Genomic DNA, 24,390 nt, shown 5'->3' with positions numbered 1-24,390 from the left:
TCGCGCCGCCGCCGTTGCGCGATGCCGCGGCGGCGGCGGCCGTGCTACAGGCCCACCACACTCGCAGGATCGCCGTCGTCAGCCGATGCGGCCGAGCACCGTCGGCAAACCCGATGCCAGCATCATCACGCCGGACACCGTCAGCAGCGTCAGCACGATCGCGCGGAAACGCGTCTCGTCGATGCGGTGATAGACCTTGGCGCCGATCAGCGTGGGAATCAGCATCGCGGGCGCGACCACCGCGAACCGGGGCAGCATCTCGACGGTGACGTTGCCCGCGATCAGGTAGACCGCCATCGTCACGGCCAGGATGGTCAGGTTGAAGTTCTGGATGATCGCGCGCTGCCGGTCCTTCTGATAGCCGCGCAAGGTGCACCACAGCGTCGGCACGGTGCCGCTGAACCCGCCGATCGCGCTCATCACGCCGCCGATCAGGCCGGCGCCGGCATCGCCGCTGCGGCCGCCCCAACGCAGCGGCGGCAGCCGCCGCGCCATCAGCATGGCCGGGCACCATAGCACCAGGAAGGCGCCGATCGCGGTCTTGAACGAGGCCATGTCGAGATACGGCAGCAGCAGCATGCCCAGCGGAATGCCGGCCAGCCCGCCGGCAATGAAAGGCGCCAGCGCCGCGACATCGAAGCCGCGCCGCACGCGCACCGCGGCGATCAATTGCCCGGTCAGCGAGCCGAACACCGTCAGCACCGCGGCCATGCGCGGTTCCAGCGTCCATGCCCACAGCGACATCGCCACCATGCCGAAGGCAAAGCCCGACAGCCCCTGCACGAATCCCGCCAGGGCGGCGCCAAGGGCGATGATCAGATATTCCATCGGGCGGTCGGGAAGGCTGTCGGGAGGGCGGCGTGCAAGGCGGCGGGCAAGGCGATCAAGGACAGGATGACTGGCAAGCCCGAAGCCCCGCGATATTACCGGGGAATGCCGCCGCCCGGGCCCGTCAGACCCTCGCCAACGCGCGCGCGAGGCGCCGTACGCCCTCTTCGATTTCGGCCACCGACGGCGTCGCGAACGACAGCCGCAGCGCCGGTGACGGCTGCCCGGTTGCCACGTGGAAGGCCTTGCCGGGGACGAACAGCACGTTTTCCTCGATCGCCCCGCGCAGCAGTTCGGCGGAATCGACGCCCTCGGGCAGCGAGGCCCAGACGAACATGCCACCGCCAGGCCGCGCATAGTCGACGCGGCCGCCGAGCTCGCGATCGAGCGCCGCTACCATGGCGTCGCGCTTGTCGCGGTAGACCGCGACGATGCGCGCGATCTGTCCGCGCAGATGGCCGGCGTCCAGATAGGCGGCCATCGCGCGCTGGATCCACGGCGGCGTGCACAGGTCCGAGGCCTGCTTGGCCAGCACCGCGCGCCGCACCACGTCGGGATGCGCGGCCATCCAGCCGATCCGCAGGCCGGGGGCCACGGTCTTCGACAGGCTGCCCAGGTAGATGATGCGGTCGCGCAGTGCGGGCTCGCCGTTTGCCATCGACAGCAGCGTCGCGGGCGGCGCGCCGTCGAAGGCGAGGCAGCCGTACGGATCGTCCTCGATCACCAGCAGCTCGTATTGCGCGGCGAGCCGCAGCACCTCCTGACGCCGCCGAAGCGACAACGTCGCGCCGGTCGGATTGGCGAAGGTCGGCACCAGATAGATCAGGCGCGGGCGCTCGGCCGGCGCGCAGTCGCGCAGGCATTGGTCCAGCGCGACGGTATCGATCCCTTCGGCATCGGCCCGCACCGGCACCAGCCGGGCACCGGCCAGGCGCAGCGCCTGGATCGCGGCCGGATAGGTCGGCGCCTCGACGATCACCGGCACGCCGGGCTCGACGAAGGCGCGCACCAGGAAGTCGAAGCCCTGTTGCGAGCCCGAGGTCACCAGGATCCGTTCGGCGGGCGTCGGCGCGCCGGCCTGCCCCATCTGCCGGCTCAGCGCCTCGCGCAGCGCCGGCACGCCTTCGGTGGCGCCGTATTGCAGGCATTCGGCCGGATGGCTGGCCAGCGCCTCGGCCATGCACTGGCCGATCGCCGCGGTATCGAAGGTCGAGGCGGCCGGGTAGCCGCCGGCGAACGAGATCATGCCCGGGCGGGACAGGTAGGGGAACAGCTCGCGGATCGGCGAGCCGACCGGCTGCTGGAAGGCCGAGGCAAAGGGGAACATGGTGGCGTCCGTGCTTGTCATTGGTCCGGTCTGGTCATTCGTCCGGGCCCGTCATTCGCCCTTGCCGAGCCACAGGCGGCTCAGCGTGCGGCGCGGATCGAGCCGCGACTGCATCGCGCCGACATGGCCGAGCACGGCGTCCGCGGTGAAATCGCGATAGAAGCGTTCGTTGTACGGGCCGATGCCGTGTTCCGCGCTGAAGCTGCCGTCGAAACGCTCGACCGTCAGCCGGTACAGCTCGGCACGGACCTCGCTCGCCACCGCCTCGTCGTAGGCCGGCGCGTCCTGCAGCGGCCAGACCATGTTCAGGTGAACGCCGCCGTCGCCGAGATGGCCGAAGTCGTAGATGCGCAGCCACGGATAGCGCGCGGCGATCAGCGCGCGCGCCTCTGCGCGGAACGCCGGGAAGCGCGAGCGCGGCACCGACAGGTCCAGCGCGATGATCTTGCCTTCGTTGCGGATCGACTCGGTGATTGAATGGCGCAGGCGCCAGAGCGCCTCGGGCTTGCCGACCACCGCGTTGCCGATCAGCGTGCCGTAGTGGCGCTCCAGGAAGTCCATCAGCAGCGCCTCGAGATCGAGCCCGCCGGCGCGGCTCGGCATCGTCGACGACAGCTCGACCAGCATCGCGTAGTCGGCCCCTTCCATCTCGGCGAAGGGGTCCTCGACATCGTCCAGGTGGCGCACCACGGCCTGCGCCGCTTCGCGCGAGATGCCCTCGCACGACGACAGGAAATCGCCCAGCTCCGCGTTCAGCGCCAGCAGCAGCGCCTCGAGCTCGGCCACGCCGGTGGGCACCAGCAGCGCGGTGGCGGTCTGCGCCGGCAGCGGATAGACCCGCAGCGTCGCCGCGGTGACCACGCCGAAGGCACCGCCGGTGCCGACGAACAGCTGCTTGAAATCAAAGCCGACATTGTTCTTGCGCAGCGCCCGGTTCAGGTCCAGCAGTTCGCCGGCCGGCTCGGCCAGCACCGCCTCGACCCCCAGCAGGTTCTGCCGGACGTCGCCGTACTTGAGCAGCCGCGCGCCGCCGGTATTGGCGGCGATCATGCCGCCGATGGTCGGGTCGGCGCCCAGGTCCACCGGGAAGAACAGGCCGTCCTGCGCGAGCCGGGTATTGAGCTCGCTGAGCAGCACGCCGGCACCGACGGTCACCGACTGGTTCAGCGGGTCGACCGCGATGGCGCCCTTCAGGCGCGCGGTGCTCAGCACGATCTGCTCGCCGCCCGCATCGGGCGTCGACGCACCGACCAGGCCGGTGTTCGCGCCCTGCACGACCAGCCGCACGCCGAAGCGCTGCGCGGCGGCCACCACGGCCTGCACCTGCTCGCGCGCGGCCGGCCGCACCACCGCCGCGGCGGTGCCGGCGCCGTAGCGCGCGCCGGTCTCGTAGCCGGCGCGGTCGGTCGCATCGGTCAGCACGTCGAGGTCCGGATGGGCCTGCGACAGAAACCCGATCAGCTCCTTGCTGGACGACATCTGCGCGGCCTCAGACCGTGGCCGCGGTCATCTTGAAGATGCCCTGCGCGTTGGAGGCATCGAAGCCCAGGTCCAGCTTGTTCTGGCTGCCGCCATCGGCATAGCGGTCGCGCGTGATGAACTCGTAGAACGAACCCGGCACCTCGCGCATCACGATCTCGCCGGCGGCGCCGACGAACTCGCGCATCACCGGATCGGCGCGGAACGCGGTCTGCTTGACGCGGCCGCTGCCCGACACCTCGACCTTTTCCTTGATCGGCCGGCCGAGCGCGCGCTGCTGGTCGCTCAGCGCGAACACGTCCTCGACGCGGTCGGTCGCGTGGTTGAAGGCATTGCCCTCGGTGGCGATCCACGCCATCTCGGCCGATTCCTGCAGGATGCGCTGGTAGTCCTCCAGCCGCGGCGTGTCGTGATGGCGCTCGAAGCAGGCGGTGAGGTTGCAGATCACGTGGATGGCCTCGTCCTGCGGCAGCGTGCGGTCGCGGTCGAGCTTCCACAGCAGCGCCACCGTGTCCGGACGCAGCGGATCGACCGAGGTCGACACCACGCGGGTCACCGCGGCCTGCAGCTCGGCGCTGAAGCGCTCGGGGTGGAATTCGCTGACGAAGAACTGCGCGATGCCGTCCGGCGCGTCTTCATGCGCATAGGAGCGGCCGGTCATGCCGATGCGGTCGAGCGGATAGGTGCCGTTCAGGCGATAGCCCAGCGGCCGCAGGAAGCGCGTGAAGGCCGCCTCGCCAGGAGGCAGCTGGCCATTGGCCTGCCACGCCACCGTGCGCAGCGCGCCATGGTCGAAGTTGACCTTGCCGCCGGCGGCGGCGACATCCTCGGTGTACTCGCGGCCGGTCGGCACGCGCGTCAGGATGCCGTCGAACAGCACCACGTTCAGCGCGTGCGCGATTTCGGCACGGCTGGGCTGGCCGGCGGCACCGGCGGGCAGGCCCGCGGGCGTTTCGATCAGCGACAGCAGCTTGGCGGCCTTGGTCGCGCCCACGCAGGCGGACACCAGAGAGAGGATGTGGTTGGACATGGAGACTCTGAAGACAATGAAGACGATGGCTTGGGAAAACGGATCGCGGGCGCGGCGGCACCGGCCTGCGAAAAGAACGGCGGCCCGCCATGCAGGCCGCCGCCGACGGAAATCAATCGATGGTCGCGCCGGACTGCCTGACGACCTCGCCCCACTTCTCGCGGTCGCGCTTGACCAGTTCGGCGAACTGGGTGGGCGTGTTGAAGGCCGGTTCGGCGCCGATATTGCGCATGCGGCCGAGGATCTTCGCGTCATTCAGCGCGACCGCCAGGTCCTTGCTGATCTTCTCGGCCACCGCCGGCGACACCCCCTTCGGCGCGAACAGGCCGAACCACGGCGTCGCGTCGAAGCCCGGCACCGGACCGGCTGCGGCCACCGTCGGCACATCCTGCAGCGCCGGCGAGCGCTGCGCCGAGGTCACCGCCAGCGGCTTGAGCTTGCCGGCGCGAATGAATTCGAGCGAGGCGGGCAGGTTGTCGAACATCACGTCGACATTGCCGGCCATCATGTCCGAGATCGCCGGGCTGCTGCCCTTGTAGGGCACGTGGCTCATCTCGGTGTGGGTCATGCGCTGGAACAGCTCGCCGGCCAGATGGGTCGAGGTACCGTTGCCGGCCGAGGCCATGTTGACCTTCTTCGGATTGGCCTTCACATAGGCGACGAAATCGGGCAGCGACATCACCCTGGAGCGCTCGGCGAACGCGGGCGACATCACCAGCACGTTCGGCACGCGGGCGACCAGCGACACCGGTGCGAAATCGGCGACGTCGTAGGCCAGCTTGCGGTACAGCGTCGGATTGATGGCGAACTCGCCGACCGAGCCCATCAGCAGCGTATAGCCGTCGGACGGCGCCTTCGCCGCCAGGCTGGTGCCGACGATGCCGCCCGCACCGGGACGGTTGTCGACGATGACCGGCTGGCCCCAGACCTTCGACAATTGATCGCCGATCAGCCGGGTTACCATATCGGTCGTCCCGCCCGGCGGGTACGGCACGACGATGCGGACCGCCTTGTTCGGAAAATCCTGCGTCTGCGCTACGGCTGAGGTCATCGGCACGGCCAGCGCGACGGCCGCGATGGCGGCAGCGATGGCAGCAGGAATGCGGGACGGGTTCATCTTTGTCATGCGGTCTCCTCCGGGGGCTCTTGCTGTGTTGGTATTGGTGTTGGTATTGGCTTTGGTATTTGCTACGGCGCCGATTCTTTCTCATCCCCGAACGGTGCTCAAGCGAGAAATTTGCCGGGGTTGATGAGAAAAACGCATCAACTTCGCGGGCCACGTCGCACCTACGCCCCGCCCACGTCCTGCCCACTTCGCAACCACGTTCCACCCCATCGCGCCAATGGCTTTTCGCGTCCCCAGCCTGTCCAGTCTTCGCGCCTTCGAGGCCGCCGCCTCGCATCTGAACCTGCGCCGCGCGGCGGCCGATCTCTACGTCACCGAGAGCGCGGTGTCGCGGCAGATCGCCACGCTGGAAAGCCAGCTCGGCGTGCAGCTGTTCCATCGCGTCAACCAGCGGTTGACGCTGACGCCGGCCGGCACGCTGTACAGCCGGCAGGTCCGCGAAACGCTGCGCAAGCTGCAGCGCGATACGCTGGACATCATGGCGCACGAGGGCAGCGGCGGCATCGTCGAGCTCGCCTGCCTGCCGACGCTGGCGGTCGAATGGCTGATTCCGCGGCTGCCCGACTTCTACGCGCGCCATCCGCAGGTGGTGCTGAACCTGACCGCGCGCTCGGACGTGTTCCTGTTCGACGGAACGGATTTCGACGCCGCCATCCACTTCGGCGAGCCACACTACCCCGGCGCTCGCGCCGATCCGCTGTTTCCCGAGGAGTCGGTGCCGGTCTGCCATCCCGACTACTTCGGCGGCCGCAAGCGCATCCGCCCGGCCGATATCGCCGGGGCGGAGCTTTTGCATCTGTCGACGCGCCAGTTCGAGTGGGAACAATGGATGCGCCTCGCGGGCGTCGAGGACGTCAATGCGATGCGCGGCACGCGCTACGACCACCACAGCATGGTGATCGCCGCCGCGCGCGCGAAGCTGGGCATCGGGCTGGTGCCGCGCTTCCTGGTCGAGCGCTACCTGAACGAAGGGGAACTGGTGATGCCGGTGCCGTTGGCGATGCCGTCATCGGGCGGGTACTACCTGGTCTATCCCGAAATGCAGCCGGTCAGCGATGCGATGTCGCGGGTGCGGGAATGGCTGCTGGAGTCGGCCTCGGAATTCGTGCGGGAGACGCAGGCGCGGGCGTGATGCTGGTGCGGCCATGATGCGGCGGGGCCAGCATGCCGCGGAGACATGATTCGGGCGGCGACATGAAAAAAGGCCGGCGAACCGGCCTTCGATGCTTGCGGCGCGTGCCGCGGGACTGTCGTCAGTCGAGAAAATCGCAGTTCTTCTCGACGTAGTCGGCCAGGTCCAGCGAGTGCTGGCGCACCAGCCGTTCCGCCAGTTCGGTATCGCGTTTTTCCAGCGCCTCGATGATGCGCAGATGGTCGACGATCGATCGCGCGGCGCGGTCGCTCTGCGAGATCGTCATCTTCCGGATCGCACGGACGTGGATGAAGATGTTCTTGATCGTGTCCATGATGATCTGCGACTTCGACAGCTGCACGATCGCCTGATGGAACGCGATATTGGCGTCCGAGTATTCCTCGATATGCTCGGCCGGCGTGGTATCGCGGAAGTTGTCGAACATATGCCGCAGCCGCGAGATCTCCTCGTCGGTCGCATGCAACGTCGCCAGGCGCGCGGCCATGCTCTCCAGCGCGGCCCACATCTGGATCATCTCGACGATCTCGCGCTTGGTCTTGCGCATGATGTAGATGCCGCGGCGCGGCACCGTGCGCAGGAAGCCTTCCTGCTCCAGCAGCGTCATCGCCTCGCGGATCGGCGTGCGGCTGACGCCGAGCGCTTCGCTCAGGACGCGCTCGTCGAGCCGGATCTCCTCGCGCGACTGGTAGATGTCGGCATCGGCGATCGCCTGCCGCAGCATCGCGTAGGCCTGGTCGCGCAGGCTGGCGCCGGCGTTGATCGGCTGCAGGGACAGCGCCAGGCCCGGGGGAGGCGCATCTGAGGCAGTGGCGGAAGACATCTCGGCTTGACGTTGCGCGGGTTGCACGGACATGGGATCGCTCTTTCGATTTTTGTATATGGTATATCAGAACGCGTGCACCGCCACTTCGATCTGGCGGCATCGTCCAGGCGTGGCGGCGGCGCAACCGACCCGCTGCGCCGCCCAGGCCATGGTCACCGTCATGGCGGTCACCACGGCCAGCGCCATGGTGGCCGCCATGGCGGGCCCGGCCGCGCTCACGCCGCCTGCGCCATCCGCTCGCGCTGCTTGATCAGCGACAGCACCGCGTCGATCATCGGCGTCGGCTGGCCGACCAGCCGGCCCATCTCCTGCACCACCGTCAGCAGCGGGTCGATTTCCATCGCCCTGCCCGCCTCCAGATCCTGCAGCATCGAGGTCTTGTGCGCCCCCACGGCCCCCGCGCCGTCGATCCGCCGCTCGACATCGACGCGGAAATGCACGCCGAAGCGTTCGGCGATCGACTTGGCCTCGAGCATCATCTGCCTCGACAGCGCGCGCGTGCCCGGGTCAGACGTGATGACGTCCAGCGTGGCGTGGGTCAGCGCGCTGATCGGGTTGAAGCACAGATTGCCCCACAGCTTGAGCCAGATCTCGTTGCGGATGTCCTCGCGCACCGGCGCCTCCAGGTCGGCGGCGATCATCGCCTCGCTGAGGCGCAGCACCCGTTCCGAGCGCGTGCCGTCAGGTTCGCCGAGCGGGAATTTCTTGCCGTAGACGTGCCGGATGACGCCCGGCGCGGCGATTTCCGCCGCGGGATAGAGCACGCAGCCGATCGCGCGCTCGGGACCGAAGCCGCTCCATTGCCGGCCGCCCGGATCGACGCTCTGCAGCGTGGTGCCGGCCAGCTCGCCGCCGTGCCGATAGAAATACCAGTAGGGGATGCCGTTGACGCCGGTGACGATCGCGGTATCCGGCCCCAGCAGCGGCTGCATCAGGTCGACCACGCCTGGCACCGAATGCGCCTTCAGCGTGATGAACACATAGTCCTGTTCGCCGAGTTCGCGGGGGTCCGAGGTGCAGCGGACCTTTTGCACCCGCTCCTCGCCGTCGATCAGCAGCTTGACGCCGTTCGCCTGCATCGCCGCCAGGTGCGGCCCACGTGCGACGAAGCTGACGTCGACGCCCGCCCCGGCCAGTTGCGCGCCGATGTAGCCGCCGATGGCGCCGGCGCCGTAGATACATACCTTCATGATGGCTGTCTCCCGTGCTTTTTTGGTGAATTGATATATCACATACTATATTTCACAAGCGCGGAATCACAACCTCTATTTGCGTGCGGGGCGAGTCCGAGCAAGGTCCAAGAAGGTGCCAGCAAGGTCCAGGCAGCCCTCCAACCAGCGTCCGGCAAGGTCTCAGCCCGGTCTCACCCCGGCCTCCGCGCGTCTCGTCTGCTCCTTGTCACGTCTCGACCGCGTCCGTAGCGCATGCCTTCAAGTGCCGAGTGCGCCGGGGCCATGCGGTACCATGCTGCGTTCTGTCGTGCCCGCGGCGTCCGGCTCCCCACGGAGCCGTCGAACTTTTTGCGCCAGCGGGCGTCTTTTCTGCAACTTCATTGAAGGCGCCAGACGCCGATTCACCGCATGCCGAAAATGAACCGACGGACCGTGCTGGTCTCCGCCGCCGCCACTGCCGCGCTCGCCGCACTGGGCATTCCCGCTTCCGCTCTGGCCGCCGGCCGCATCAAACTGGCCAAGGGCCAACCCTTCACCCACGAGGGCCTGGTCGAACTGGCCCGCACCATGGCAGGCCGGCCGTATGTCGCGCCCCCCTCCCCGCCGGCCGACATCCTGGCCCGCATCGACTACGAGGAACACGGCAAGATCCGCTATCGCACCGACGATGCGCTCTTTGCTGACGGTCCCGGCCAGTTTCCGGTGACCTTCTTCCACCTGGGCACCTTCTTCCGCGTGCCGGTCCGGATGCATCTTGTCGAGACCGGCGGCGCAAGTTCGGGGGGCACTGCCCGCGAGATCGTCTACGACGAGTCGTATTTCGACATGCCGGCCAACAGCCCGGCGCGCAAGCTGCCGCGCGGCAGCGGTTTCGCCGGCTTTCGCTTCCAGGAGAGCCGGCTCGGCGACCAGAAGAAGCTCGACTGGCGCAAGAACGACTGGGTCGCCTTTCTTGGCGCCTCGTACTTCCGCGCGATCGGCGAGCTCTATCAGTACGGCCTGTCGGCGCGCGGCATCGCGGTCGATGTCGCGCAGCCGGACAAGCCCGAGGAATTCCCCTCCTTCACTCATTTCTATTTCGAGGCGCCGCGCGACGGCAGCGATACCGTCACCGTGCACGCGCTGCTCGACGGGCCCAGCGTCACCGGCGCCTACCGCTTCACGATGCAGCGCGCCAAGGGCGTGGTGATGGACGTCGACTGCGCGCTGTTCCTGCGCAAGGACGTCGGGCGCCTGGGCCTGGCACCGCTGACCTCGATGTTCTGGTATTCCGAGTCGGTCAAGCGCACCGGCGTCGACTGGCGCCCCGAGGTGCACGACTCCGACGGGCTGGCGATGTGGACCGGCGCGGGCGAGCGCATCTGGCGCCCGCTGAACAATCCGCCGCGCACCATCGCGTCCGCCTTCGGCGACGACAACCCGCGCGGCTTCGGCCTGCTGCAGCGCGACCGCAATTTCGACCACTACCAGGACGGCGTCTTCTACGAGCGCCGGCCGAGCCTGTGGGTCGAGCCGCGCGAGGGCTGGGGCGCGGGAAGCGTGCAGCTGATCGAGATCCCGACCGACGACGAGATTCACGACAACATCGTCGCGATGTGGGTGCCGAAGGCGCCGGCCAGGGCCGGCAACGCCTATCGCCTGCGCTACCGCCTGCACTGGCTGGCGGACGAACCCTATCCCACGCCGCTGGCCCGCTGCGTGGCCACGCGCATGGGCAACGGCGGCCAGCCCGGCCAGCCGCGCCCGCCGGGCGTGCGCAAGTTCATGGTCGAGTTCAAGGGCGCACCGCTCGAAGGCCTGCCATTCGGCACCAAGCCCGAGGCCGTGCTGTGGGCCTCGCGCGGCAAGTTCTCGTACATCTTCACCGAGGCCGTGCCCAACGGCGTGCCGGGCCACTGGCGCGCGCAGTTCGACCTGACCGTCGACGGCGACGAGCCGGTCGACATGCGGCTGTTCCTGCGTCTGAACGGCAAGCCGCTGTCGGAGACGTGGCTGTATCAGTACCATCCGTTCCGGACGAACGTCTGAGTGGACGGGCCGGTCGCCCTCACCGCGTCAGTGAAGGCGACCGGCGAAGGCTCGACCAGCATCGGCATGTCCGGCTCCGCGATCAGGGCGGTCCGCTCCGTCGCTTCGCTTGCCTGCACCGTCACCGCGAGCGCTGGCGCGGGCCGTGCGGCGGGGCGACTGCCCAGCCCCAACCTGCTGCGGACACCTGCAGGGAGTTGCCCGGCCAGATACGCAAAGAACCCCGTGCGGCGCTGGTACTCCAGCCGCATCGGCGTCTTGCCTTCGATGAAGTCCTGAAACAGCTGCCGCAACAGCGCAAGCATCGCGTCGTCGCTACGCAGGCTCATGCCTTCGATCACCTTCTTCAGCGCCGCCTCGTCGATGGCAGAGGCGCAGCACCGCGCCCTTTCGATCATGGTACGGCGGTCATCCGCGTAGACGCTGTCGAGCCGCACCGACGATCGCAGCTCCAGTGCGTGAATCAGGGCGCGATCCATTTCGAGCGCGGCCAGGACCTCCCACAGTACGCCTCTGGCGACGGGCTGCTCGTGATCGAACAAGGCTCGCAGCAACACGTCGATGGCCAGGAAGCGGTTGTTCCGCATGTCGTCCACGGTGGCATCGCGTTTTGCCTCGACGAAGTGTCCGACTTGCGCGCGAGCCTGTTCGTCTCGCGCCGATTCCGCACGGCCAGCGCGCCGGTCCTGATAAAGGCGTACACAGGCGATCAGCAGCCACACCGTACCGGCCAGCAGCGCGACGGCGCCCACGATGATGCCGACCGGTGGAATCAGGCCGAATGCCGTCGTGGCCAGGATTGCGCCCACACCGATGCCAACGGAAACCGCACCGTATATCGTGCGCAACCTCGACCACCAGATCTTGCGCCGCTCCGCCGATTCGATGGTCTGAAACGCCTGCTCGCGGTGATGCATCAGGATGTCGACCAGCTCGTTGGCACGTTCGATGTCCGCCCGTCTGGACGGACCCGGCTGAAGCGCTTGTTGCATTCGTTGCGTCTGCTCCGCCGATTGCAGTGCCGCCCCGTCGGCCTGTGAATTCGGGGTACCGAAGGCCATCTCGCTGCGCGTCTCGTGGAACGCATCGGCGATGGCGGCCGCACGCTGCCGTCGGTAGTCCGATGTCAACCAGTTCGAGCCGCGACCACGAGCCGCACGGATATCGTCGAGCCGGCGCGCGGACTGATACCAGCTCAGAAAACCGGCGGCCATATGCAGGGCACCCATCGCCACGCTGAACGCGCCACCGGCGACACCGACCGGCGCGAGCTCCACACCCGGAACGCCGGCCTTTCCGACCGCAGATGCAACGGTGCAGGCGCTGCCGCCCAGCTGAATGACGACGTCCCGCGCGGTGGCCACGCCCAGTGCACGAATATTGTCATTCGCCTGCCCCAGTTCGTTCGCCGCCTGTTCGTACAGGATGTAGTGTTCGAGGTCCTCGACGAGATCCAGCGCCTGCTTCTCGAGCCCAATCCTCACGTCCCGCAGTTCGAGCGCGACATCGGCCAGCATCGCTGCCGAAGCCTTGTCATCGGCCACAAGCCCGGCATGCGGTCGCTGATCGCTGGACTCGGACGCCGGCAAACCCGGCAACGTCCCTTCCAGTGCCCGTTGCCGGGCGAGCAGCCATCCTATCCGGCGCTGGCGCTCGGCATGGCGCTGGACGAAGTGGGCATGACCCTGCGCGTTTTGCCGTTTGCATTCGTCCAGCTCCACCTTCTTTCTGCCCGCTTTCCATGTCAGATGCAGCACCCCGGCCGCTTCCACGATGGCAAAGACAGCCCCCGCGACCCCGGCCTCGCTGGTGGCCGGCGCAAGAGACGTGATGGAGAGCGTATCGAATTTCCCGGTGGCGAACGCGCTGACCTGGAGTCCCGCCCGACCTGTCGTCGCGCCTCCCCAGATCGCGTACGTCACTTCATTGAGCAGGTGCCATTCCCTTGCCTGGGCCAGCCTTGCATGCGTCGCGAAGCCCGGAGGCCACTGCTCGCCGGATGCACCGCCGATCGGTTCGCGATGTCCGGCGACGTGTTCCACCCGCGAACTAGATGCCCGCTCCGGCTGCAACAGTCCATGCGACCGCCGTACCGTGGTGTCGCCCATTGCGGCGCCAGCACTGTGATTTCCGGTAGAGACGTCCGGCTGGAACGCCTCCCGTTGCGTCTCGCGAACGACAGAACCACACGCGTTGATCGGCATGGCCTCCTCCAGTGATCAGCGGTTCTTCATGACAGGCGAATGTCCGGACCGCGCTGGCCGCCGCGTTGGGATCGCCTTGGCCGCGCGTTCCCGACCCCGCACGCGCTACGGGATATGGGCAGGCAATCGATCGGCGTGGGGTATGGCCTTGGGCTTGACGCCGGCATAGGCTCGCAGCCGGTCGGGCGGGGGCCCGGGGCGGCGGCCGGGGTCGGATAGCGGCGGCGGCAGAAGGTCGAGTTCTTCGTCGCTGCAGGCAGCCATACAGGGCTCCGGTCCCGCTGCGCGCGTCTTGGCCAGCCGGGACAGCAAACCGATCAGCAGGTCCGTTGGATCCCCCATCGTGAAGGCGGCCTGAAAGTCGTTGCTGAGATGGCTCAGGGCCTGACGCAGCGCGCGCAGCGCGACATAGTCCTCGTGGCGCGCATCGGGCGGTATTGCCTGGTAGATCGTTTCCCACCGCCGGACCGATCCGGGCAGGTCGGCGGGGTCGATTCTTTGGGCCAGCTGCGCGAGCACGCGCGCTCTGGCGAAGCGGATCTCATCGTTGCCGGGGACCAGCCGAACGGCGGATTCGGTCAACATGTCAAGAGACGGGGTGTCGCCATACGGTATCCATCGAGCGAAGTAGCGCATCAACTCAAGGGCCCACGACTCGGAATGTTGCCGCGCCTGTTCCAGCGCCTCGACCACCAGGCACCGCCTGTCCTCCGGCGGCATGGCGCGCGTCATCGAGACGACCGCTTTCATGGCCCACTCCCGTATCGAGGGCGGCTGTGTCGTCAGCGCCTCCGTCGTCGACAGGATCTGATCGGAGTGCCGCATGCCCGCGATACGCCGTGCGATGGCGTCTTCGTCCCGGTATTGAGGCATCGCCGATATCGTGTTGCACGCCAGATGAAACGACCTGCAAGTCGCGGACAGCGGCGATCCACCGAACGCGAAATATCGGTCGCCCGCCGGAACCCTCGCCAGCACCTCGCACAGCAATTCAAAGGGAAGCTCCAGCAACAGAGACGGCGATGCGCGCTGCCGTGGTGCCGCCTGCGGGGGCGGGTCTGCCGCCGCCGGGCAGATGTCGCCATCGGAACGGCGAGGCTTGTCCGGCGCCGTTGGCCATTCCGAACTGGCGCACCGCTTCATCGTCGCCTGCGCATTGCGACGGTTCAGGAGCGACACAACCGCCTGCCATGCGCCCGAAACCCGGTCCGCCGACGACCGCGATGGAAACTGCCTTGTCGGCAAAGAGTGACATCGAACGCGGACGGCGCTTCCACCGGCCTGCACGGCCATCGTTGCAGGGTTGCCGGGGGCAATGGTGTCCGCCTCGAACGGCAGCCGGTTGTCAGCGACCGCGGGAGAAATGGCAGTGGAAAAGGCGGTAGGCGTGCCGGTCATGATGGCTCCTGACGAAGGGATCGATCGAACCGCCAGGCCCGGCGGTGCCCAGTACCGGATCGCTCGCCGATACTGATCAGGAGTGTTGGCCGAAGTGTTACCGAACCGTTAAGTTCGATCCCTACACTTTAGATTTGAGGGAGTCATCTTGGCCCGTCTTGTGCTTGTCCATGTCGACATCCCCCTGCGAGGAGAGAAATCATGCTGTTCCATCGACATGGTGTCTGCGCCGCGTTGCTGGCGCTCGGCGCGGCGTGGGCGACCACCGCCGCTGCGCAGCCGGCCAATGTGCCGACCGAATCCGAACGCGGCAGCGGCAGCCAGATGTCGCGCCAGCCCAAGGCGGTGACCCAGCCGTCGACCCGCGAAGGTGAAGCGATCCGCTCGAATCCGGGCGGCCTGGGCAAGCTGGGCGATCCGATGCCCAGCGCGCCCGGTGGCAAGGACGAGCCTTCGCCACGCACGCAGGCCTCCGGCGCCGCGCCGTCGCCGCCGCAGGCGCCGCTGAAGGGCCGCGAGCGCAAGGGCAGCGGCGGTGCCGCAATCGATCAGGCGCGCGAGCCCAGCACCGATCCGCGCGAGAGCGGCGCACGCTGAAGCCGGTCCAAGGGGGCGCCGAAACTCGCCGCGGGCGCACGCTGTAGCGGCCACGGGCGCGCTGTGGGTCGCCCCCTTGCCGCGCCGAGGCCGGCCACTGACGCGCGCCGAGGCCAGCCACTGACGCGCGCGGAGGCCGTCACTGACGCGCGCGGACGTCGGTCACTGGCACACGCTGAAGCCGGTCACCCCGTCGGCACGCCCTCAGAACAGCGTGGCCGGCTTGGCGATCATCAGATAGAAGATCGCCAGGAAGCTGAACAGCGCCGGCACACCGAGCGCGAACCACCAGCGGAAGTACCGCCAGTAGGCCGGCGGCAGCGGTGCCTGCGCGCCTGCCGCGGCGGCGGACACGGTGCGCATCCGCATCTGCAGCCAGACCACCGGCAGCCAGCACGCGATGGCGACCACATAGAGCAGGATCGACACGCGCAGCCACGCCAGCTCCCACGAGAAATTGGCAATGCGCATCAGCATGTAGCCGGTCACCGGCTGCAGGATCGCCGTGCTGGCGGTGAACAGCCAGTCGGCGATCACCACATGGCGCGAGGTCACCGCGACCGCGCGGCTGTCGCGCGTCAGCGTGGCGGCCAGCAGATAGAAGGCGCTGCCCACGCCGGTGCCGAACAGCAGCGTGCTGCCGACCACGTGGATCCATTTGACGATCATGTAGTCCATCGCTTGCGCTCCAGCGTACCCAGCAGCCACAACACGGCCAACATGGGCAGGTTCTTGGTCAGCGGACCATAGGGATGCAGCCAGAACTCTGGCAGCCGCACGCTGATGATCGCCGTGTAGCCGAGGATCAGCGCGGCCTGCGCGGCCCAGATCCATGGAAAGCGCCAGCGCGGGGGCGCGAAGCACATCAGCCCGAACAACAGGTCGAGCCCGGCCGCGCCGTACAGCGCCAGCGGCCGCAGCGCCTGCGGTACGCCGGCGCGTGCCAGCAAGGCATAGCTGTCCTCGACCGGATAGAGCCCCAGCGAGACGATGCCGGTGATGATCCAGACCAGCGCGACGGCGGTGCGCAATATCGGCAATTGCCAGCCGAGCACGGCCTGCGTGCGCGCGGCCTCGCGCCAGCGCGCCGGCACGAATTCGGCGACGGCACGCGGCGGCCGGCCAAGCAGCCGATGCATCGGCGCGGGGTCGCCGGTATTGCCACGCGCGAGCATCGCCAATGCGTCCTGGTTCAACGGCAGCCCCGGCGCCAGCCGCGTCATCAGCGGCAGGCCGGCGCGGACCAGCGCGTCGGGCACCGGCAGCACGCGCAGCGCGCCCGGTTGCCCCAGCGCATGACGCAGTTCGGCAAGGTAGTCCCCCAGGCTCAGGGCCGTCGGTCCAACCACGGGGATGCGTCCCTGCGGCCAATCCGGCCGCATTGCCGGATCGCTCCCGGGATCGCCTCCACGACCGACTCCGCGACCGCCGCTGTAATCACCACCGGAATCACAACCGGGACCACCGCCGCGACCACCACCGAGACCACCGCCGGGACCAACACCGCGACCACCACCGAGACCACCACCGAGACCACCGCCAGAACCACCGCCGGGACCGCCGCCGTCGCTGTCTCCGGCCATCATTACCAGCCGCACGATCGCGGCCACCACATCGTCCAGATGGACCGGCTGCACGCGCTGCCTGCCGCCCTCGGGCAACAGCAGCAGCGGCATCGTCGCCAGCGTGCCGAACATCCGCGCGCTGGTCCCGCCCGGCCCGTAGACCAGCGAGGGCTGCAGGATCGCCGCGGGCAGGCCAAGGCCGGCGAGGAAATCGTCGGCGGCCTTCTTGCTCAGGTGGTACGGCGTGGTGGCCTGCTCGTCCGCGCCCAGCGCCGAGATCTGGATCACCGCGCGCACGTTGGCCTGCGCGCAGGCGGCGAACAGCGCGATCGGCGCGCGCCGATGCAGCAGTTCGAAGGTCTGCGTGCCGCGCTCGGCGAAGATGCCGACCGCATTGACGACCACGTCCACGCCGCCCAGCAGCGGCAGCCATGCCTGCGCGTCGGTCAGCGCGCCGAAATCGACGGCACGGAATTCGCATGCGCCGAGGTCGCGCGCGGCCTTCGCCGGATCGCGCACGCCGCAGAGGACCCGGCAGCCGGCCCGCGCCAGCGCCGCGGCAATCGCGGCGCCGATGAAACCGCTGGCGCCGGTCAGCAGCACCGTGGGACGCGCGGTGCCGCCGGTCGCCGCATCCCGTTCCGAGGAACCGACATGAGCGCCAACATGAGCCCCATCAAGGATTTCGTTGGCCGCAGCCTGGTCTCCGGCACCAGCGCCAGCGCGCTGTCCACCATCGCCCTGGCCTGCGCCGGCCATTTCGATTGCCGCGACACGCTCGCGCCGGTCAATGCCGTCAGCCACTGGGTCTGGGGCGATCGGGCGATCCATGCCAATGGTCCGGCGTGGCGCTATACCGCGGTGGGATACGTGATCCATCATGCGATGTCGGTATTCTGGGCCGCGTTCTACGAAGCCTGGGTGGGCCGCTCACCGCAGCGGCAGAGGCCCGCGGCGGCGATCCTGGCCGGCCTCGCGGTCGCGGCGGCGGCCTGCGTGGTCGACCTGCGCCTGACGCCGAAACGGCTGACTCCGGGCTTCGAGCGGCGGCTCTCGCCGTGGTCGCTGGCGCTTGTCTATGTCGCCTTCGGGCTCGCGCTGCCGCTGGTCACGCTATGCCGGCCGCGCCAGGGCCCAGATGCAAGAGCCATTCCGGCCTCGGCGCCGTCGGCGGGTACCGACTGACAAAAAGAAAGCGGGCCCGAAGGCCCGCTGTGCCGTGCGGTATCGCTGGCGCCGGCGGCGCGTTCTTACACGGGCTTGCAGAATTGCCACGCCGCAAGCGCCGCCGCGGCGACACGGGCAAGACGCGAGTAAGAAGCTACATCGCCGGCGCGCCCGACCTGAGCGTCAAGAGCGTCAGATCACGCCCTGCGCCAGCATGGCGTCGGCCACCTTGACGAAGCCGGCGATATTGGCGCCTTCGACATAGTTGATGTAGCCGTCGTCCTTGCGTCCGTGATGGATACAGTTCTGGTGGATGTCCTTCATGATGAAGTGCAGCTTGGAGTCGACCTCGGCGTGATGCCACGACAGCCGCATCGCGTTCTGCGACATCTCCAGGCCCGACGTCGCGACGCCGCCGGCATTGCTGGCCTTGCCCGGCGCGTACAGGATGCGCGCGGCAAGGAAATGGTCCACCGCCTCCAGCGTCGACGGCATGTTGGCGCCCTCGGCCACACAGAACACGCCATTGGCCAGCAGCCGCTTGGCATCCTCGCCATCGAGCTCGTTCTGCGTCGCGCACGGCAGCGCGATATCGGCCGGCACATGCCACGGCGTGCGGCCGGCCTCGAAACGCAGGCCCTGGCGCTCGGCGAAGTCCGACAGGCGGCCGCGCTCCTCGTTCTTGAACGCCATCAGCGCGGCGAGCTGCTCGTCGTTCATGCCTTCCGGATAGTGCAGCACGCCGCCCGAGTCGGACACGGTCAGCACCTTGGCGCCCAGTTCGATCGCCTTCTGCGCGGCGTACTGCGCGACGTTGCCCGAGCCCGAGATCAGCACGCGCTGGCCGTCGAAGTCGCGGCCGGTACGGTGCAGCATCTCCTGCGCGAAATAGACGGTGCCGTAGCCGGTCGCCTCGGGACGCATCAGGCTGCCGCCGAAGGCCAGGCCCTTGCCGGTGAAGACGCAGGCCGACTGGTTCGACAGCTTCTTCATCATGCCCGCCATGAAGCCGACCTCGCGGCCGCCCACGCCGATATCGCCGGCCGGCACATCGGTGTCCGCGCCGAGATGGCGATAGAGCTCGGTCATCAGCGCCTGGCAGAAGCGCATCACCTCGCCGTCCGACTTGCCCTTGGGATCGAAATCCGAACCGCCCTTGCCACCGCCCATCGGCAGCGTCGTCAGTGCGTTCTTGAAGGTCTGCTCGAAGCCAAGGAACTTGAGCACCGACAGGTTGACGGTCGGATGGAAGCGCATGCCGCCCTTGTAGGGGCCGATCGCCGAGCTGTGCTGCACGCGGAAGGCGCGATTGACCTGCACCTTGCCCTGGTCGTCGGTCCATGCCACGCGGAACTGGATCACACGCTCGGGCTCGACCAGCCGTTCCAGCAGGGCCTGGTCGGCGTAGCGCGGGTTGCGCTCGACGAACGGCCACAGGGTCATCATCACTTCCTTGACCGCCTGCTGGAACTCGGGCTGGTCAGGATCGCGCCGGGCCACGCCGGCGAGGAAGGCATCGAGGGTCGGAAGGCTCACAGCTGTCTCTGTCGAATTTTCTTGAGTCGGAGCGCGACTTTAGCACCGAAATGGTGAAATTCGACAGTCAAAAGTGTTGTGACCCGCAGCGCAAAAATGCGGAACTGCCCGTTCCGGCCGCCAATTCAGGCGATCAGCAGCGCCGGTCCGCGGCGCTTCAGCGCCTCGGCCAGCGGGGCCTCGGGGGCCATGTCGCTGATCAGATAGGCCGCCTTGTCGAAGTGCCGGACCTGCACGCCGGTGTGGCGGCCGTACTTGGTATGGTCCGCCACCACGCAGGGCACGCTGGCCGACAGCAGCATCCGGCCGCGCAGTTCGGCCGCCGGGCGCGAATACTCGCTGACCTCGCCATCGTTGCTGATGCCGCCGATGCCGATGAAGGCGAAATCAGCGTGATAGCGCGACAGCTGCTCGACCGTGTCCCAGCCGTTGGTGGCGTCCTCGTTGTCCTGCAGCTCGCCGCCGAGCACGACCACACGGTTGCCGTTGCGGCGGCCGAGCAGCAGCGCGATCGACAGGTCGTTGGTATAGACCAGCAGGTTGTGGTGGCCCAGCAGTGCCTGCGCGACCGCATGCGTGGTGGTGCCGTAGTCGATGATCACCGAGGCGCCGTCGGGCACCAGCTCGGCGGCGCGCACGCCGATCGCGCGCTTGCCCTCGGCATTGACGGCCGCCCGCGTCTGGGTATCGGCCTCGGCCCGGCTCGACGCCAGCGCACCGCCGTGGGTCAGCGTCAGCAGGCCGCGCGCGGCCAGCGCATTGAGATCGCGGCGAATGGTCTCGCGCGAGACGTCGAGCTCGCTGACCAACTGGCTGATCTGCAGCGCGCCGCTGGCGGCCAGCTGGTCGAGGATGTATTTCTGCCGTTGTTCGGCCAGCACGGGAGCTCCGAGGCTTGTGGAAGGTGCGGGGATTTTAGCGGAGCGTTGTGACAGGACGGCAGCGGCGACCGCGCACGCCGCTTGCGCACGCACCTCTGACCCTGCCCCCTCTCACCTGGCCCCTCTCACCGCTCTCACCCCCACGGCATCGTGATCGACTTCAGGTTGGTGAAGCTCTTGATGGCCTCCTGCACGCCCTCCTTGTAGCCCAGCCCCGAGTCCTTGATGCCGCCGAACGGCGTCAGCTCGATGCGGTAGCCGGGCACCTCCCACAGGTTGACGGTCCCGACCTGCAGTTCGTTGGCAAAGCGCGTGAAGTCGTCCATGCGGTTGGTGCAGATGCCGGACGACAGGCCGAAGGCCGTGCCGTTGGAGATGCGGATGGCCTCGTCGATATCGCGGAACGTGATGATCGGCGAGACCGGGCCGAAGGTTTCCTCCCTCACCAGCGTCATTGCCGGATCGACGCGATCGACCACGGTTGGCGCATAGCGCGCGCCGTCGCGCTGGTTGCCGATCAGCAGCCGCGCGCCCTGCGCCACCGCCTCGTTGACGCGGGCCTCGAACAGCGCCGCGGCCTGCGCATCGATCACCGTGCCCATGTCGACGCCGCGGTCCATCGGGTCGCCGTACTTCCACGCCCGCGTCTTCTCGACCACCAACTCGGTAAAGCGCGCGGCGACGGCCTGATGCACCAGCATGCGCTTGACCGCGGTACAGCGCTGGCCGGAATTCTTGTACGAGCCCTGCACCGCGAGGTCCGAGGCGCGGTCGAGGTCGGCGTCGTCCATCACGATCAGCGGATCGTTGCCGCCCAGCTCCAGCACCACGCGCTTGTAGCCCGCCTTGGCCGCGATGTACTTGCCGATCGCCACGCCGCCGGTGAAGGTGATCAGGTCCACCGCCGGATGCGTGATCAGCTCGTCCGCGATCTCGGCCGGATCGCCGGTCAGCACCTGCAGCATCTGCGGCGGCAGCCCCGCTTCGTACAACAGATCGGCCAGGTAGTACGCGGACAGCGGCACCTTCTCCGAGGGCTTGAGCACCATCCGGTTGTTGGTGGCGATCGACGGCGCGACCTTGTGCGCGACCTGGTTCATCGGGTGATTGAACGGCGTGATCGCGGTGATCACGCCCAGCAGCGGCTCGCGCTGCGTCATCACGCGGCGCTTCTTGCCGTGCGGCGTCAGGTCGCACGAGAACATCTGGCCGTCGTCGCGCAGCGCCTCGTTGGCGGCGAAGTTCAGCACGTCGGCGACGCGGCCGATCTCGTACAGCGAATCCTTCTTCGACAGTCCCGATTCGAGCGTGATCAGGTCCGAGGCCGGCTCGGTGCGCTCGCGCAGCAGCGCCGCGGCGCGATTGAGGATCGCGGCGCGCTCGTAGCGCGTCAGCGTCGAGCGATAGGCGCGCGCCACCGTATAAGCGCGCCGCACGTCCTCGACGGTCGCCTTCGGCACCGTGCCAACCAGCGTGCCGTCGTAGGGATTGCGCACTTCGATGACGCGGTCGCGCACGACCTTCTCGCCGTCGATGCGCAGCGCTTCGGCGCGGAAATGCGGGCTGACAGAGGCGGCGGGAAACTGGGGGGCGTTCATGTTCGGGGCTCCGTGAGGTGCAGGCAAGGGGCGATGCGGTCCAGGCCAGGCCTAGCCGAGGCCGGGCCGGGCCGGGCCGGATCAATGCAGATGATTCAGCGCGACGTCGAAGATGTCGAAGTTGCGCATCACCGCCTTGCCCGGAATGCCGGCGGTGGGACGGTTGAACAGCAGCGGCACGGTCTGCTCCGACACGCCGCCGTGCGACCGCAGCGGCGCGTCCAGTCCGCTCAGGTCGTGGCGGCTGCGGCTGGTGCCCAGCACCACATGCTTGCCGCTGATCACCACCAGATCGCCGACGCGATCGGGCGGCAGCTCGAAGCGCGCGCAGGCCTCGGCATTGTCGAGCACCGCTTCGACGCCCTCGATATCGCCGAGCTTCGACTTCAACGCGGCGGCGTCGCTGGCGTCGGCATCGTCGGGCAGATAGACGGTCGCGTACGAACCGAGCGCGCCGTGGTGGACGACATAGGGATCGGTGATCGGCAGGATCACGCGCGCCCCGCCCTGCTCCACGCCGCGGCCGAGCCAGGCATCGAGCCGGTCCTGCAGGAAGATCACGTTCGGCGCCTTGGTGTGCGCGTCATGCTTGGCGTTCATGCCGTGGTCGGCGGTCAGCGCCACCACGCAGCCCAGCGCGTCGAGCCGCGCCAGATAGCGGTCCATCATCGCGTAGAAGGCGTTGGCGCCGTCCGAGCCCGGGGCGAACTTGTGCTGGATATAGTCGGTCGTCGACAGATACATCAGATCGGGACGCCGCGTCTCCATCAGCCGCACGCCGGCGGCGAACACGAATTCGGACAGCTCCGCGCTGTAGACGCTGGGCACCGGCATGCCGACCAGTTCCAGCACGTTGTCGATGCCGTTCTCTTCCACGCTGGCCTGGTCTGCCTTCTCCGACGAGAAGCAGATGCCGCGCAGCCCATGGCCAAGCAGCCGGCGCAGCTTGTCCTTGGCCGTGACCACGGCGACGCTGGCGCCCGCTTCGGCGAACGCCGCGAGGATGGTGCCGGCGCGCAGGTACTTCGGGTCGTTCATCATCACTTCCTCGCCGCGGCCGCCGTTGGCCGTGCGATCGAAGAAGTAGTTGCCGCAGATGCCGTGCACCGACGGCGGCGCGCCGCAGACGATCGACAGGTTGTTCGGGTTGGTGAAGGTCGGCACCACGCAGGCACCACGGAACGCCGCGCCCTCGGCCAGCAACCGCTGCAGATACGGCGCGCTACGGCTGGCGGCGGCGGCTTCCAGGTAGTCGAACTCGCAGCCGTCGACGCAGACCACCACCACGGGCTGCTGCATCCATCGGTAGGTGCGCTGGTTGACGGTCACGGCGGGCTTGCCGGGCGAGGAGTCGGAGCGAGGGGCGGGCATGTCGGGGTCCTGTGCGGAAAAAGTCGTGAGAGTCGTAAGGGACAGGCGCGTAAGGGCTGTAAGGGGTGTAAGGAGCGTAAGGGCCGGCAGGCGCGCGGCCGGGGGCCCGCGCCTGCAGATGGATTGGATCAGGCGGCGCCCGGCGGCGCAGCGGCCTCCGATGTCGCGTCGGAGCCAGTGCCGGTGCCGGCGTCAATGCCGGTGCCGGCGTCAGTGCCGGTGCCGGCCCCGGCGTGGCCCTGCACCGCCGCATGCAGCCGCGCACGGCCGCGCTCGACGTGCTCGCGCATCAGCCGGCCGGCAAGCTCCGGATCGCGCGAGGCGATCGCCGAGACGATGTCGCGATGCTCGCGCGTCGAGGTCGGCATCGCGGTCGGCGCGGCGGACAGTGCTTCCCTCCGGTACAGCGTCAATTCCTTGACCAGGCGGCGATAGGTCTCGAGCAGCTTGCCGTTGCCGGCCAGCTCGACCATGCGATCGTGGAAGGCGAAGTTCAGCCGCGCATATTCGTCGAGGTCGCGCGCCGCGCTGGCGGCGCCCAGCGCCTCGATCATCGCGCGCAGTTCGCGCAGCGCCTCGGGCGTGATGCGCTGGGCGAGCTGCCGGCCGACGTATTCGTCCAGCACGGCGCGCAGCGCATAGATTTCGTCCGCCTCGTGCAGGGAGACCGAGCGGACAAAGACGCCGCGGTTCTTTTCGGTACGCAGCAGCCCGGTCTGTTCCAGCGCGCGAAAGGCCTCGCGCACCGGACCGCGCGACACGTTCAGCTCGCTGGCCAGCTCGATCTCGTTGAGCTTGTCTCCCGGCGCGAGCTCTCCCGCGGTGATGCGCCGCTCCAGCTCACGCTGCACCAGCGACGTCAGCGACTGGCTCTGCAGGATTTGGATTTCGCTCGACAGCGGCGCTTGGCGGGACATGAAGACTCCTGGCACGGGATGGCGGTGCACGCGCCGCGCATTCATTTCCACCGTCTTTTGGGCCCGGCTGGCGTGCGTGCATTTCCTGGTTGCGATTAAAGCAAGCGGTTTGTATATTGTCAACAAACCAAGACGCCGACGAGCGCGAAATCGGGGAGACTGCGCGAGTTCGTTTGGGCATATGTCTTGC

General features: G+C 68.2%; 21 protein-coding genes. 4 read left to right on the top strand and 17 right to left on the bottom strand.

Features of this window, described 5'->3' with window-relative positions:
- Positions 1-78 precede the first annotated feature (78 nt).
- The 5 genes from KZ686_RS22265 to KZ686_RS22245 all read right to left on the bottom strand — a co-directional run bounded on the left by KZ686_RS22265 (position 79) and on the right by KZ686_RS22245 (position 5,790).
- Positions 79-828, bottom strand: coding sequence for a sulfite exporter TauE/SafE family protein (locus KZ686_RS22265; RefSeq protein ID WP_265633706.1), 750 nt, complete (start codon positions 826-828; stop codon positions 79-81).
- 124 nt (positions 829-952) lie between these two features.
- Complete coding sequence (locus KZ686_RS22260; RefSeq protein WP_265633705.1) at positions 953-2,176, bottom strand: aminotransferase-like domain-containing protein; 1,224 nt, start codon at positions 2,174-2,176, stop codon at positions 953-955.
- 30 nt (positions 2,177-2,206) lie between these two features.
- Positions 2,207-3,634: an FAD-binding oxidoreductase gene (locus tag KZ686_RS22255; RefSeq protein ID WP_265633704.1), complete on the bottom strand. Its 1,428-nt coding sequence runs from the start codon at positions 3,632-3,634 to the stop codon at positions 2,207-2,209.
- Positions 3,635-3,644: 10 nt separating this feature from the next.
- A complete protein-coding gene (locus tag KZ686_RS22250; RefSeq protein ID WP_226106092.1) occupies positions 3,645-4,664 on the bottom strand; it encodes a DUF1338 domain-containing protein in 1,020 nt (339 codons plus the stop codon).
- A gap of 112 nt (positions 4,665-4,776) precedes the next feature.
- Positions 4,777-5,790, bottom strand: coding sequence for a Bug family tripartite tricarboxylate transporter substrate binding protein (locus KZ686_RS22245; RefSeq protein WP_150082510.1), 1,014 nt, complete (start codon positions 5,788-5,790; stop codon positions 4,777-4,779).
- 217 nt (positions 5,791-6,007) lie between these two features.
- Between KZ686_RS22245 and KZ686_RS22240 the strand changes: the two genes are divergently transcribed.
- Positions 6,008-6,922 carry a LysR substrate-binding domain-containing protein gene (locus tag KZ686_RS22240; protein WP_149316244.1) on the top strand — a complete coding sequence of 305 codons (915 nt, stop codon included), beginning with the start codon at positions 6,008-6,010 and terminating at the stop codon, positions 6,920-6,922.
- Positions 6,923-7,043: 121 nt separating this feature from the next.
- Here the strand turns inward: KZ686_RS22240 and KZ686_RS22235 are convergent, their stop codons facing one another.
- The 3 genes from KZ686_RS22235 to KZ686_RS22225 all read right to left on the bottom strand — a co-directional run bounded on the left by KZ686_RS22235 (position 7,044) and on the right by KZ686_RS22225 (position 8,956).
- Positions 7,044-7,763: a GntR family transcriptional regulator gene (locus tag KZ686_RS22235; protein WP_023263628.1), complete on the bottom strand. Its 720-nt coding sequence runs from the start codon at positions 7,761-7,763 to the stop codon at positions 7,044-7,046.
- A gap of 66 nt (positions 7,764-7,829) precedes the next feature.
- Entirely contained in the window at positions 7,830-7,964 is a 135-nt protein-coding gene (locus KZ686_RS22230; protein ID WP_262484791.1) for a hypothetical protein, read from the bottom strand.
- Positions 7,965-7,981: 17 nt separating this feature from the next.
- Complete coding sequence (locus KZ686_RS22225) at positions 7,982-8,956, bottom strand: 2-dehydropantoate 2-reductase (RefSeq protein ID WP_150082508.1); 975 nt, start codon at positions 8,954-8,956, stop codon at positions 7,982-7,984.
- 390 nt (positions 8,957-9,346) lie between these two features.
- Between KZ686_RS22225 and KZ686_RS22220 the strand changes: the two genes are divergently transcribed.
- Complete coding sequence (locus KZ686_RS22220) at positions 9,347-10,966, top strand: glucan biosynthesis protein (protein ID WP_265633703.1); 1,620 nt, start codon at positions 9,347-9,349, stop codon at positions 10,964-10,966.
- On the opposite strand, the gene KZ686_RS22215 is transcribed toward KZ686_RS22220, so the two are convergent.
- On the bottom strand, positions 10,936-13,170 hold the full coding sequence (locus KZ686_RS22215) for a hypothetical protein (protein WP_265633701.1): 2,235 nt from the start codon (positions 13,168-13,170) through the stop codon (positions 10,936-10,938). The two genes, KZ686_RS22220 and KZ686_RS22215, sit on opposite strands and share 31 nt — an antisense overlap.
- Positions 13,171-13,275: 105 nt before the next feature.
- Positions 13,276-14,568, bottom strand: a complete 1,293-nt coding sequence (locus tag KZ686_RS22210; protein ID WP_265633700.1) for a hypothetical protein — start codon at positions 14,566-14,568, stop codon at positions 13,276-13,278.
- 201 nt (positions 14,569-14,769) lie between these two features.
- Between KZ686_RS22210 and KZ686_RS22205 the strand changes: the two genes are divergently transcribed.
- On the top strand, positions 14,770-15,165 hold the full coding sequence (locus KZ686_RS22205) for a hypothetical protein (RefSeq protein WP_149316249.1): 396 nt from the start codon (positions 14,770-14,772) through the stop codon (positions 15,163-15,165).
- Positions 15,166-15,369: 204 nt separating this feature from the next.
- Here KZ686_RS22205 and KZ686_RS22200 read toward each other — a convergent pair whose 3' ends face one another.
- Positions 15,370-15,843: a DUF2269 family protein gene (locus KZ686_RS22200; protein WP_149316250.1), complete on the bottom strand. Its 474-nt coding sequence runs from the start codon at positions 15,841-15,843 to the stop codon at positions 15,370-15,372.
- On the bottom strand, positions 15,831-17,333 hold the full coding sequence (locus tag KZ686_RS22195) for an SDR family oxidoreductase (protein ID WP_265633698.1): 1,503 nt from the start codon (positions 17,331-17,333) through the stop codon (positions 15,831-15,833). Before KZ686_RS22195 ends, KZ686_RS22200 begins: the two co-directional genes overlap by 13 nt.
- Before the next feature lie 51 nt (positions 17,334-17,384).
- Here KZ686_RS22195 and KZ686_RS22190 point away from each other — a divergent pair, with 51 nt between their 5' ends.
- Positions 17,385-17,915, top strand: coding sequence for a hypothetical protein (locus KZ686_RS22190; protein WP_223129670.1), 531 nt, complete (start codon positions 17,385-17,387; stop codon positions 17,913-17,915).
- Between the two features lie 174 nt (positions 17,916-18,089).
- On the opposite strand, the gene gdhA is transcribed toward KZ686_RS22190, so the two are convergent.
- The 5 genes from gdhA to KZ686_RS22165 all read right to left on the bottom strand — a co-directional run bounded on the left by gdhA (position 18,090) and on the right by KZ686_RS22165 (position 24,200).
- Positions 18,090-19,433, bottom strand: coding sequence for an NADP-specific glutamate dehydrogenase (gene gdhA / locus KZ686_RS22185; RefSeq protein ID WP_149316251.1), 1,344 nt, complete (start codon positions 19,431-19,433; stop codon positions 18,090-18,092).
- A 125-nt stretch (positions 19,434-19,558) separates the two neighbouring features.
- Positions 19,559-20,314 (bottom strand): DeoR/GlpR family DNA-binding transcription regulator, encoded by a 756-nt coding sequence (locus tag KZ686_RS22180; protein ID WP_265633696.1) that lies wholly within the window; start codon positions 20,312-20,314, stop codon positions 19,559-19,561.
- A 134-nt stretch (positions 20,315-20,448) separates the two neighbouring features.
- Positions 20,449-21,912 (bottom strand): phosphonoacetaldehyde dehydrogenase, encoded by a 1,464-nt coding sequence (phnY, locus tag KZ686_RS22175; RefSeq protein WP_265633695.1) that lies wholly within the window; start codon positions 21,910-21,912, stop codon positions 20,449-20,451.
- Positions 21,913-21,993: 81 nt separating this feature from the next.
- Positions 21,994-23,283 (bottom strand): phosphonoacetate hydrolase, encoded by a 1,290-nt coding sequence (gene phnA / locus KZ686_RS22170; RefSeq protein WP_265633694.1) that lies wholly within the window; start codon positions 23,281-23,283, stop codon positions 21,994-21,996.
- 128 nt (positions 23,284-23,411) lie between these two features.
- Positions 23,412-24,200 carry a phosphonate utilization associated transcriptional regulator gene (locus KZ686_RS22165; RefSeq protein ID WP_265633693.1) on the bottom strand — a complete coding sequence of 263 codons (789 nt, stop codon included), beginning with the start codon at positions 24,198-24,200 and terminating at the stop codon, positions 23,412-23,414.
- Positions 24,201-24,390 lie beyond the last annotated feature (190 nt).

The organism is Cupriavidus cauae (genome assembly GCF_026210475.1).
GTDB lineage: Bacteria > Pseudomonadota > Gammaproteobacteria > Burkholderiales > Burkholderiaceae > Cupriavidus > Cupriavidus cauae.
The sequence above is the reverse complement of the archived record's forward strand: the minus strand, read 5'-3'. Positions and strand labels throughout refer to the sequence as shown.